This window comes from Bradyrhizobium sp. CCGUVB4N (assembly GCF_024199945.1).
In the GTDB taxonomy this organism is placed as follows: Bacteria; Pseudomonadota; Alphaproteobacteria; order Rhizobiales; family Xanthobacteraceae; genus Bradyrhizobium.
The window spans coordinates 8,558,805-8,570,000 of sequence record NZ_JANADP010000001.1 but is presented as its reverse complement, the minus strand read 5'-3'; the positions used below and the strand labels follow the sequence as shown (position 1 = coordinate 8,570,000).

The following is an 11,196-nucleotide window of genomic DNA, read 5'->3' as shown; positions in this document are numbered from 1 at the left end:
TGCCCACCCTACGATAGCTGTATCAGCCGCTTGAACCTGCCTAAAACAAAAAGCCCCGGAGACACCTCCGGGGCTTTCGTCGTTTCCGCCCTTCCTGGCCGATCAACGCCTCATGTCTTGGTCCGCATCCGCGCCATGAAGCTGTCGTAGCTCAGCTCGGCGACTTGCGTCCAAGGCAGCGAGTCGTTCTTGTAGGCCATCATGCTCGCATGCATCTTGCCGAAATGCGGATTGGTCTTGGAGAGGTCGGCGTAGATCTCGTTGGCGGTGGTGTAGCAGGCCTCCAGCACCTCCTGCGGAAAGCCCTTGAGGATCGCACCGTTGACGATCAGCCGCTTCAGCGCCGGCGCGTTCACCGCGTCGTACTTGCCGGTGATCCAGGTGAAGGTGTCCCGCGACGCCGAATCGACCGCCGCCTGATAGTGCTTGGGCAGCGCGTTCCACTTGTCGATGTTGATGATGTTGTGGCCCTGGCTCGTGCCTTCCCACCAGCCGGGATAGTAGTAATACTTCGCGACCTTGGCGAAGCCGAGCTTCTCGTCGTCATAGGGGCCGACCCATTCGGCCGCGTCGATCGTGCCCTTTTCGAGCGCCGGATAGATGTCGCCGCCGGCGAGCTGCTGCGGCACGCAGCCGAGCTTGGCGAGAATGGTGCCGGCAAAACCGCCGATGCGCATCTTCAGGCCCTTGAGGTCCTCGGTGCTCTTGATCTCCTTTCTGAACCAGCCGCCCATCTGCGCGCCGGTCGACCCGGTCGGAATGCCGTAGACATTGTGCTCCTTCAACAGATCATTGACGAGATCCTGTCCGCCGCCCCACAGCAACCACGAGATCTGCTGGCGCGTGTTCAGCCCGAACGGAAGGGCCGTTGCGAACGTGAAGGCCGGGTTCTTGCCCCAATAATAATAGAGCGCGGTATTGCCGATCTCGACGGTGCCGTTGGAGACGGCATCCAGCACCTGCAAGCCCGGAACGATCTCGCCTGCAGCGAAGGGCTGGATCTGGAATTTGTTGTCGGTGATGTCGGCGACCTTCTTGCAGAAATATTCGCAGCCGCCATAGAGCGTATCGAGCGCCTTCGGCCAGCTCGTGGCGTAACGCCACCTGACTTCGGGCGAGGACTGTGCGATCGCGGGCGCGGCGACCGCTGTGCTCGCAGCCAGGCCGACGCCCGTGACTTTCAGGAATTCACGACGTTGCATGCGTACCCTCCGTGATGCCGATGCTTCGACCAGGGAACGATCTTGTTGTCGTTTATCTTCGCCGAGCCCGACGTTGTTTGTTTGAGACTTGTGAGCGCTTCCGAAATGGCCCCGCTGGGGGCTCTTGTTGTTGGAATTCCGATCATTGCGGTTCCCGAGGCGAGGATGACCGGCCGCCCGGCGATAATCAAGCCTCATGCCTCGCTCGCATCTGCGAACACGGGCCTGACGCAAGTCGCAGCCTGGAGCGTCTGCTACGCGAACAGGCAATAACAGGGGAGAACGAGCATGGCGGGCAAGAAAGTCGTGGTCGCCGGCGCAACGGGTCTCGTCGGCAACGCCGCCTTGCGACACTTCGGCACAGCCGAGCCTTGCGAGCTCGTTGCCTTGTCGCGGCGCAAGCCGCGCGATCTCTACGGTGCGCGCCACGTGCCCGTCGATCTGACCAGCGAAGCCGACTGCCGGCGTGCCGCAGCCGAGCTGCGAGGCGCCACCCATCTCGTCTATGCCGCGCTTCACGAGGCGCCGCAGCTCGTCGACGGCTGGCGCGATCCGGAGCAGATCCGAACCAACGATCTGATGCTGCGCAACCTGATGGGCGCGCTCGAACCGGTCGCGCCTGATCTCAGGCACGTTGCCCTGTTGCAGGGCACCAAGGCCTATGGCGTCCATGTCCGTCCCCTGACAGTGCCGGCCCGCGAAGGCCGCTCGGAAATGTACGAGCAGCCGAATTTTTATTGGGCGCAGGAAAGCTTTCTGCGCGAGCTCCAAATGGGCAAGGCTCAAAAGGCGAAGGCCTGGCACTGGAGCATCTTGCGCCCCGTCCTGATCGTCGGCCTCGCCATGGGCGGCGCCATGGATCTGATCCCGCCGCTCGGCGTCTACGCGGCGATGCTGCGCGAGCAGGGCAGGCCGCTCGATTTCCCCGGCGGCGCCGCGCGGGTGTCGCAGGCCGTTGACGTCGATCTTCTCGCACGCGCAATCGCATGGTCCGGCGAGGCGAGGTCGGCGCGGAACGAAGCCTTCAACGTCACCAATGGCGACGTCTTCACCTGGGAGAACATCTGGCCCGCGGTCGCCGACGCGCTGGAGATGAAACCCGGCAGGCCGGTGCCGCTGTCGATGGCGAAAGAGTTTCCGAATTGGCTCGCGCCGTGGGACGCGCTCAGGCGCCAGCACAATCTTGTGTCGCCAGGCCTTGCCGAATTCGTCGGCCTCTCGTTCCAGTATGCCGATTACAGCCTGCGCTACGGCCAGACCGCGTCAGGCCCGCCTTCGATCGTCTCGACCGTCAAGATCAACCGCGCCGGCTTCACCGAGATGATGGATACGGAAGACATGTTCCGGAAGTGGTTCAGGCAGGCGAGGCAGGAGCGGCTGTTGCCGTGAGTGACGTTCGAGCGATCGCCGCGAAGGTGGTGCGCTCTCTCCACCCACGCGCTTACGGGCGGGCGCCCCCCAAATCAGACACTTTGTGATGGCCGTCACATACAGATGAGAGCGGTGATGCCTAATGTGGTCGCATCGGTGTCGGACAATCGCGCCAACTCAAGGAGACGTGTGATGACTGATGCAATCAAGATGACTGATCAGATCAATGCGCAGAGCGACGTTCTTGGCGAGCGCGAGCTCGACTGCGTGAGCGGCGGGATCAAGGGCGCACTCGAGGCCGTGTGCAGAAACGACAGAGCACAAAGCGACCAGGCCCAAATGTTCCAACAGATCCTGCAGCAATTGACCCAAGGGCAGTGAGCCCACCGGGGGCAGGCCGAATTGGCGTGTAACGCAGCCTTCAACGTCACCAATCGCGATGTCGGCCTTACCGATTTCGTCGACCTCTCGTTCTTGTTGCGCTGCAGGATCGGTTGATGCCGCTGCCGGCCTGCGCTGCTCTGGCTGCCCAGGGCCCAAATTGAAAAAATCCAATGCCCGGGGCATGCTCGGCCCATGATTTCAATTTTGATCCTTGTGGCGGCCATCGCCGCGATTGCCCTGATGGAACGGAGCGTTGAGCATCTGCCGTTTGCCGTCGTCGCACTTCTCCTCAATGCTGCCCTGCTGCTGGTGTTTCTTGCCGATCTCGATCGAGCGATCCTGCTGTCCGGCATGCTGGCGGTGGCGATCGCCGGCATCTCCATCGTCAAATTCAATCACAGCGCGCTCAAGCTGACCGTCTCCGATCTGCCGCTGGCGTTTGCCGGCACAGTCCCATTCTTCGTGCTGCAATATCCACGCATGATGCTGGGTGTTGTGGCGGGAAGCGCGTTGTTCGCCTTTGCTGCGAGCGCGGTTCTGCTCTATGCGGCTGGATCTCCCGTGTCGATCGCGTTTCGAATTCTCTTGTTCGCCTTGGCGCTGGTTGGCTTTGCAATGGCTTCCGTGTCGAAGGGCGCCACCCTTTTGCGGCAGACGCTGACGCAAGGGCGGTGCTTCTACGCGACCTTCATGGCCTCGCTGGTTGATCCCGCTTGCTGGCGACAGTTCGGCGGGTTGGCTCTGAGCGATATCGCCAACGAACCGTTGCCATTGAGGGAGGCCACGCCCGCGCGCTCGGCCTGTTCTCCCGACATCATCGTCATCCAGCACGAGTCCGTGTTCGACCCGCGCATTTTCGGGTTGCCGGTCGAGCCGGCCGTCGAAGCCTTCCTGTCTCCGCCAGATGGCGAGTTTGGGCGCCTGAATGTCGACATCTTTGGCGGAGGTTCGTGGCAATCCGAATTCAGCCTGCTCACCGGTCTTTCAAGTGCGAGCTTCGGCTCGAGCGCCTACTACCTCTTCAAGAAGGGGGCCGGCCGCTTTCACAGCAGCCTGCCGCGTTCGTTGGCGTCGCTCGGCTACAAGACAACCCTCATATCCAGCTGTCGCCGCGGGTTTCTCAGTTACGACAAATTCTACGGCTCGATCGGTATCGACGAGCGTATCTTCGTCGACGAGCTTCCGCCGCCGTTCGATGCCGGGCGCTTCGAGGCAACAAATTCCGATGCGATGTTCCTGGATGCGGTCATCGATGCGCATGCCAGGGGGATCGCCAGCGATCCGACACCGAGATTTCTTTATGCGCTGACCAACTTCAATCACGGTCCGCACGATCGGCAGCTCGTGCCATCGGGTCAGTTCGAGAGGGAGCGCGCCTTTGCCATGGCGAGCCTCCCCGATGCCGGATACGTCGAGTACTACACGCGACTGGCGGAGACCGCGTCTGCCTGGCAAAGGCTCAGAGCGAAGCTCGCAAGCAGCTTCCCTGAACGACCTGTTCTCATCGTGCATTACGGGGACCATCAACCCGTGTTGACGAAGCAGATCGATCGACACCTGAAACGACCGTGTGACGGGCGGCGCCCGTTTGGCACGTTCTATGCGATAGAAGCCCTGAACATCCCCCATTTCAGCCCCGGACGGGGCGCGGACCTCGACATCGCCTTTCTCGGAACTGTCGCCTTGCAACGGGCGGGTATTGCGCTCGACCCGATATTCGCCACGCGCGCGAGCCTGCTTGATGATTGCAGGGAAGCCTATTTCGCGTCGTCCTCCGAACGGAAACGTCGCTTCCATCGCACGCTGGTGGATCTCGGCCTGATCGACCTGATGCCCAGTGTCAGGCAGGCGCGCTAGCTCGGAGCACCCGGTCGCGACCCGGAAATAGCATGGGGCCCGCAATCGGCGAGCCCCGCCGTGCTCTCTGCAATGTCAGCCCTTGTGATGGACAGTCTGCAGGCCGTAGACCGGCGTCGGGATGCTCTCTTGGCGCGCCTTCAGCTGCAGGGCAAGGAATTGCGAGTAATGTCGCGACTGATGCAGGTTGCCGCCGTGGAACCACAGGCCTTCCTGCTGCGTCGGCTTCCACATGTTACGCTGCTCACCTTCCCATGGGCCGGGGTCCTTCGTCGTATTGGAGCCGAGGCCCCAGACTTTGCCAACCTTGTCGGCCGTCTCCTGACTGACGAGATCGGCGACAAAGCCGTTCATCGAACTATAGCCGGTGGCATAGACGATCACGTCCGCCGGCAATTCCTTGCCGCTGTCGAGCCTGACGCCGTTGGGCGTGATTTCCTCGACCTGTCCTGCGAACAGTTTGATTTTGCCGTCGATGATCAGCTGTGAGGCGCCGACGTCGATGTAATAGCCCGAGCCGCGGCGCAGATACTTCATGAACAGCCCGGATTCGTCGTCACCGAAGTCGAGCCTGAAGCCGGCCTTTTCCAGCCCGGCATAGAAAGCCGCGTCATCCTGGCGGATCTTGTCGTAGACCGGCTTCTGAAATTGATTCAGGATCCGGTAGGGCAGTGAAGCGAAGATCAGATCGGCCTTTGCCGTTGTCATTCCGCCGCGGACGGCACGTTCGGAATAGAGGTCACCGAGGGTCGCCATCAGCGAGTCCGAGCGCACAATGTGCGTGGTTGAGCGCTGTACCATCGTGACGTCGACGCCGGCCTCGTACAGCGCCGCGCAGATGTCGTGGGCCGAATTGTTCGAGCCGATCACCACCACCTTCTTGCCTTTGTAGCCGCCGGAGCCGGGATGGCGGGAGGAATGGTGCTGGTCGCCCTTGAACGATTCCATGCCTTTGATCTTCGGCATGTTCGGCTTGGCCGACATGCCGGTCGCGAAGACAAGCTGCTTGGGGTGCAGAGTGAGCTCCTTGCCGTCGCGTTCGACGACGACGGTCCATTCCTTCTTGCTGTTGTCCCAATTGGCGCTTTTGGCCGTGGTGTTGGTCCAGTAGTTCAGCTCCATGACCTTGGTGTACATTTCGAGCCAGTCGCCGATCTTGTCCTTGGGCGAAAACACCGGCCAGTTCTTCGGGAAATCGATGTAGGGCAAGTGATCGTACCAGACGGGGTCGTGCAGGCAGAGCGACTTGTAGCGGTTGCGCCAGGAATCGCCGGCGCGTGCGTTCTTTTCGACGATGATCGAGGGTACGCCGAGCTGGCGCAGCCGCGCCCCGAGCGCGATGCCGCCCTGTCCGCCGCCAATGACAAGCACGTAGGGCTGGGTCTTGAATCCGAGCTCTTCGACTTCCTCGTCGCGCAGCTCCTTCCAGCTCTTGGAGCCGGGATTGACGCCGTGCCTGGCGCCAAGCGGCCGGGTGAAACCCGCCTTTTCCTCATGGCCCTTGAGTTCGACGATCGTGGTCAAAAGCGTCCAGATCTGGCCGTTCTGCAAGCGGACGAGTCCGTACCCACGCGCGACCTCAGTCTCGAATGAGATCCAGGACTCCGTCACGCCGTCAGCCTCGGTCGGCGTTTCACCTTCGGCGATTTTCCAATTGTGCGGCTTCACATGTGCGAGGCAATGCGCAAGCATGTCGCGAACCTGATCGCGGCCTTCCATGGTTTTGATGTTCCAGGTGAAGGCAACGAGGTCGCGCCAGAAGCATTCCGGCGCGAACATTCCGACGGCGGCGTCGAGATCGCCCGCCGCAAGCGCGGCATCAAACTTGTCGAGGAAAGCCTGGACGCGCGCGCTTAGGGTGGTGTCGAGCATTACGTCCTCCCAAATGTCGTTTTGCAATTTTTCTGCGCAGGCAACGTAAGCTTATCCCAACCATCGCGGGAATCCAGACTTGCACGGCAGGGTTCCCGGCCGGGCTTCAGCGCCTCTCGGCTCTCACCTGCAACAACGCCGCTTTGCCCATCGGTGAGGTGGGTCTGCCGAGCGTTCTATTTGCTGCGCTGCATGCGTCTGGAGGTGGTCCTGAACGGACCTGCTGCCATGTCCGGTTTGAGTCCGCGAAGCACCGGGCGCTATCGCATTTGAGAGTGATTTCCCTGCGGCCATCCTTCGAGACGCCCGCTTTGGGCGTGCTCCTCAGGATGAGGACGGAGCGCGCGGCAACTATTTCGAAGGCCTCCGGTGCCGATGAGCCTCACCCTGAGGAGACCGCCACCGGGTCCGCGCAAAGCGCGACCCGATGACAGGCTCCACGGTCGTCTCGAAGGGCGAGGCGCGCACCGATGTGATGTTCCTGGATGCGGTCATCGATGCGCATGCCAGGGGGATCGCCAGCGATCCGACACCGAGATTTCTTTATGCGCTGACCAACTTCAATCACGGTCCCCATGATCGGCAGCTCGTGCCATCAGGTCACTTTGGGATCGCGAGCTTCCCCGATGCTGGATACGTTGAGTACTACACAAGACTGGCGGAGACCGCGTCTGTCTGGCAAAGGCTCAGAGCGAAGCTCGCAAGCAGCTTCCCTGGACGGCCCGTTCTCATCGTGCATCACGGGGACCATCAACCCGTGTTGACGAAGTAGATCGATCGACACCTGAAACGACCGTGCGATGGGCGGCGCCCGTTTGGCACGTTCTATGCGATCGAAGCCCTGAATATCCCCCATTTCGGCCCCCGGGAGGGGCACCGACCTCGACATCGCCTCGCCTTGCAACGGGCGGGCATTGCGCTCGACCCGATATTCGCCACGCGCGCGAGCCTGCTTGATGATTGGAGGGAAGCCTATTTCGCGTCGTCTTCCGAACGGAAACGTCGCTTCCATCGCATGCTTGTGGATCTAGGCCTGATCGACCTGACGCCCAGTGCCAGGCAGGCGCACTAGCTCGGAGCACCTCTGCCGCGACATGGACTCCTCTCAATCCACCTCCGCTCGCAGGTCAACATTCAAAGGAAGAGCGGACACGCTTTGCTCAATGAGGGGCGTTTTCGGTTTGATCTGGATGCGACGTTTCTAGGGGGGCACTGACGGGGTTGCTGTCGTGCTCGCGACTAGGTCAATGGTTGAGACCTGTCGCGAAGAACTCCGTGACAAAAACTGCGGGAGTGGTATGTTATCTCACACCCTCTCGTTGTGGGGGGATTGAGGGCTCAAGCGCAAAGTTCATGGGCGCAATCCTACAGCAGTTCTTTCAACGTGATGTGAATCAAGTTCGAGCCTCGACGCAGCCTCGAAGTCATAAGACGATTTTCTACTGATGACGCGGTGCGTCCCAGCAGAGGGCGAACTGGAGAACGAATGATGACTTGAACTGGATTGATGTTTACGTTTCTAGTGTGGCTGGTCGCGACTAGCTGCGCTCTATCAGCGGCTCTACAAACGCATACGGTTTGTACAAGCAACGAGGTTCTCGAGTGACCTTGGTAATCGCGTTCTCCAAAAGGCTGATGACTCGTTCTCTGGGGTCTGCGATGGCCGCGATGATCGGCGGGAGTCTCTTTTTAGCTCCGCTCGGCAACGTTAGCGCTCAGGATGCGAATTCTGCCGCACGGACCGTGGTGAGCGAAGCAAGGTCCCAGATCCAAAACATGGTCATATCGATGAGCGAGGGTTGCTCAGGTGGCGCGCACGGTGTGCCTCCTGTTAGCTGGGCGCAATTGCAGCCCCACGCTAACTCAGCGGTGAATGCACTCGACGCCGCAGTATCGGCTTTGTCACAAGACCAGAAGCCGGATGCTCTGCAACAGATCAGCATTGCTGAGGGTGAATTGGACGCATTACTCAACGGTGTGCACGGCAATTGTTCTGGAGGCGCACATGGGGAAGATCCCGTTGGTATGAGCGGATATCTGAAGATCAAGGCTTCAGTGCAGGGACGATTAGATACTGTGAAGATCTTTTTGGGAGGTTAGGTTAAGCTCCGGGGCGAGGCACGCACGGGTCCGTGTGCGAAACAAATTGGACTGCGCCCGTGATGACTTGGCCCCAGATCGCTTGATAGGCCCTTGATTGGTCTGACCCTGGTTGAAGGACAGGCCGCCGGATTGCCGGGAGCCGAGCGTCATGAACGTGCAATCGCAACCGCCTTCGCCCAGGGTTACGCCTCCAGCCATGGATCCCCCCGGCTCCGCGATTCTGCAGGAAAACGAAGACGCGCGCGAGCCCGACGCCCCCACCAAGGTCGCTTACTCAGACGAACTGCCGGATTTCGCCAAAAAGGCCGACGACCTCGAAGCGATTAAGCAGGCGGTCGACGATGCGGCGTCCGTAAGTGGCGGCCTCTGGCTCTCCTATCTCTTCGTTCTCTTCTATCTCGCGGTCGCCGCGGGGGCGGTGACCCACGCCGACCTCTTCTTCGAAAAAGCGGTCAAACTGCCGTTCCTCGGGATCGACCTGCCGTTGGTCGCGTTCTTCCTGCTGGCGCCGATCCTATTCCTGATCGTTCACGCCTACACGCTCGTACATCTCGTCATGTTGACGGACAAGGCGAAGCGTTATCATCAGGCGCTCTATACGCAGATCGAGGACGTGAACGGAGGGGAGACAGAACGGCGCAAGGCGACGCGCGACAAACTCAGGCGGCAGCTGCCGAGCAACATCTTCATCCAATTCCTCGCGGGCCCGTCCGATTTGCGCGAGAGCTCATTTGGATTGCTCCTGCGCGGGATAGCCTGGATCACGCTCGTCGTGGCGCCTGTGCTGCTGCTTCTGGTGATCCAGATTCAATTCCTGCCCTATCACGATGTCCGCGTCGCGTGGACGCAGCGGATCGCGCTGCTCTTTGATCTCGCACTCGTTTGGTGGCTGTGGCGAAAAGTCCTCTCAGGGGGCGAGAGCGATGCGACGGCCCCGAGGACCTCATTGGTCGCGGTTGGGATAGGGCTGTTCTTCAGTTTCCTTGCCATTGCGTTCTCTTGGGCGATTGCGACCTTTCCTGGCGAGTGGCAGGAAAAGCTGCTGGCGAAGTGGGACCAACGAATGTGGGTCGTCACGGTGCACAATACGCTCTTCAGTGCCGAACCGAACAATGTCACTCACCGCCGATTCCCATTCTCGAACACGCTCGTCCTGCCCGGCCTCAACGTCTACGAGGGCCTCAGCATCGACGATCCCACGAAGGCGAATTGGCGGGACTTCGTTTTCCGCCCCTTCGGGCGCGATCTGAGGGGAGCGATATTCACCTTCGCCAGTTTGCCAAGAGTCGATTTCGCTGACGCCGACCTTCAGGGAGCCCGGCTCACTAAAGCGCAGCTTCAGGGCGCTTCGCTCGACCACGCTCATCTCCAGGGGGCGTCGCTCGACCACGCGCATCTCCAGGGCGCGTCATTCGACTCGGCGGGGCTTCAGGGCGCGTTGCTCGACGGGGCGCAGCTTCAGGGCGCGTCGCTTCAGTCGGCGCAGCTTCAGGGCGCGTCGCTGACCGAAGCGTATCTTCAGGGGGCGAACCTCTCTGGCGCGCGACTTCAGGGCGCGTCGCTCGACCAAGCGCATCTCGAGGGCGCGTTGTTCAATAACGCGCAGCTTCAAGGGGCGTCCTTCTCGGGCGCGAATCTGAAGGCGACTGACCTTAGTGGCACCTATCTCTGGCGGAGCAATCAGGCACGCTTTCCCGCGGTGTTCTCGGCGATCCCTATGGTGGAGGATAACAAGACAAAGACCTGGCAACCACGGTGGCAGGAGTTGGAGAAGCAAGAGGATCGAGCGTGGGACGACAAGGATAAGGCCTACGAGGAGCTGCGTACAAGCCTGCGATCGCTCCCGTCTGGGCCCGTGCGCGAGGCCGCGCTGGAAAGAATCTTGGTCCTCGACTGCTCAAGTCCTGACAAGACACTCCAATCTTGCGATCCCACCTCGGCACCGCCACCTGCAGCTGACGAGTGGAGAAAAGCTATCGTGACGCACATGGTTGGCGTTAGGTCAAATCGCGCTGCGCTCGCGGAATCCTTAAGCGCGCTCTTTTGTCCAGGGGACGAAAACGAGGCATTGGTTGTACGCGCCGTCGCGAAGTTCGGCCAGCTCCAGAATGCTGGTCCCGCCGCGCGCGACTTAATTTCAGAGCTTCTGAACAAGAACAGTAGTGTCTGCCCTGTTGCAGCGTCTCTGACCGACGCGGATCGGACGACGCTTCTCAGCATTAGACAGGAAATCAAGTTGCTCGAAGAGTCGAGTTCAACAAATCCGAGGTGCTACCCGTGCGGTGGTTGACGTCCAGAGAACCGCCTACGCCACAATACGCCGGAGGCTGTTGTCTTATCTTGCCGCCTTAATTCAGTGCTGATCAGCGCGCCCAACCCGCAAATGCTTATTGCGTACACAAAGCCA

General features: G+C 60.8%; 8 protein-coding genes. 6 read left to right on the top strand and 2 right to left on the bottom strand.

From position 1 onward, the window contains the following. Nucleotides 1-110 precede the first annotated feature (110 nt). Complete coding sequence (locus tag NLM31_RS39970; RefSeq protein ID WP_254195800.1) at nt 111-1,202, bottom strand: TRAP transporter substrate-binding protein; 1,092 nt, start codon at nt 1,200-1,202, stop codon at nt 111-113. 288 nt (nt 1,203-1,490) lie between these two features. Between NLM31_RS39970 and NLM31_RS39965 the strand changes: the two genes are divergently transcribed. The 3 genes from NLM31_RS39965 (at nt 1,491) to NLM31_RS39955 (ending at nt 4,814) form a co-directional block, all read left to right on the top strand. After that, on the top strand, nt 1,491-2,591 hold the full coding sequence (locus NLM31_RS39965; RefSeq protein ID WP_254195799.1) for an NAD-dependent epimerase/dehydratase family protein: 1,101 nt from the start codon (nt 1,491-1,493) through the stop codon (nt 2,589-2,591). Between the two features lie 174 nt (nt 2,592-2,765). Beyond that, nucleotides 2,766-2,954 carry a hypothetical protein gene (locus NLM31_RS39960; RefSeq protein ID WP_254134640.1) on the top strand — a complete coding sequence of 63 codons (189 nt, stop codon included), beginning with the start codon at nt 2,766-2,768 and terminating at the stop codon, nt 2,952-2,954. Between the two features lie 195 nt (nt 2,955-3,149). Beyond that, nucleotides 3,150-4,814 carry a sulfatase-like hydrolase/transferase gene (locus NLM31_RS39955; RefSeq protein WP_254195798.1) on the top strand — a complete coding sequence of 555 codons (1,665 nt, stop codon included), beginning with the start codon at nt 3,150-3,152 and terminating at the stop codon, nt 4,812-4,814. 75 nt (nt 4,815-4,889) lie between these two features. On the opposite strand, the gene NLM31_RS39950 is transcribed toward NLM31_RS39955, so the two are convergent. Beyond that, nucleotides 4,890-6,686: an NAD(P)/FAD-dependent oxidoreductase gene (locus NLM31_RS39950; protein WP_254195797.1), complete on the bottom strand. Its 1,797-nt coding sequence runs from the start codon at nt 6,684-6,686 to the stop codon at nt 4,890-4,892. Between the two features lie 427 nt (nt 6,687-7,113). Between NLM31_RS39950 and NLM31_RS39945 the strand changes: the two genes are divergently transcribed. The 3 genes from NLM31_RS39945 (at nt 7,114) to NLM31_RS39935 (ending at nt 11,079) form a co-directional block, all read left to right on the top strand. Next, entirely contained in the window at nt 7,114-7,458 is a 345-nt protein-coding gene (locus NLM31_RS39945) for a hypothetical protein (RefSeq protein ID WP_254195796.1), read from the top strand. Nucleotides 7,459-8,345: 887 nt separating this feature from the next. Beyond that, the gene (locus NLM31_RS39940) at nt 8,346-8,786 is read left to right on the top strand and encodes a hypothetical protein (protein ID WP_254195795.1); all 441 of its coding nucleotides are present in this window, start codon (nt 8,346-8,348) and stop codon (nt 8,784-8,786) included. 151 nt (nt 8,787-8,937) lie between these two features. Continuing rightward, on the top strand, nt 8,938-11,079 hold the full coding sequence (locus NLM31_RS39935) for a pentapeptide repeat-containing protein (RefSeq protein WP_254195794.1): 2,142 nt from the start codon (nt 8,938-8,940) through the stop codon (nt 11,077-11,079). The last annotated feature ends 117 nt before the right edge of the window (nt 11,080-11,196 follow it).

Excerpts from the sequence above, each read along its gene's own strand:
- NLM31_RS39950 (WP_254195797.1), bottom strand. The coding sequence starts at position 6,686 with ATGCTCGACACCACCCTAAGCGCGCGCGTCCAGGCTTTCCTCGACAAG.
- NLM31_RS39940 (WP_254195795.1), top strand. The coding sequence starts at position 8,346 with ATGGCCGCGATGATCGGCGGGAGTCTCTTTTTAGCTCCGCTCGGCAAC.
- NLM31_RS39965 (WP_254195799.1), top strand. The coding sequence starts at position 1,491 with ATGGCGGGCAAGAAAGTCGTGGTCGCCGGCGCAACGGGTCTCGTCGGC.
- NLM31_RS39945 (WP_254195796.1), top strand. The coding sequence starts at position 7,114 with ATGACAGGCTCCACGGTCGTCTCGAAGGGCGAGGCGCGCACCGATGTG.
- NLM31_RS39955 (WP_254195798.1), top strand. The coding sequence starts at position 3,150 with ATGATTTCAATTTTGATCCTTGTGGCGGCCATCGCCGCGATTGCCCTG.
- NLM31_RS39960 (WP_254134640.1), top strand. The coding sequence starts at position 2,766 with ATGACTGATGCAATCAAGATGACTGATCAGATCAATGCGCAGAGCGAC.
- NLM31_RS39970 (WP_254195800.1), bottom strand. The coding sequence starts at position 1,202 with ATGCAACGTCGTGAATTCCTGAAAGTCACGGGCGTCGGCCTGGCTGCG.
- NLM31_RS39935 (WP_254195794.1), top strand. The coding sequence starts at position 8,938 with ATGAACGTGCAATCGCAACCGCCTTCGCCCAGGGTTACGCCTCCAGCC.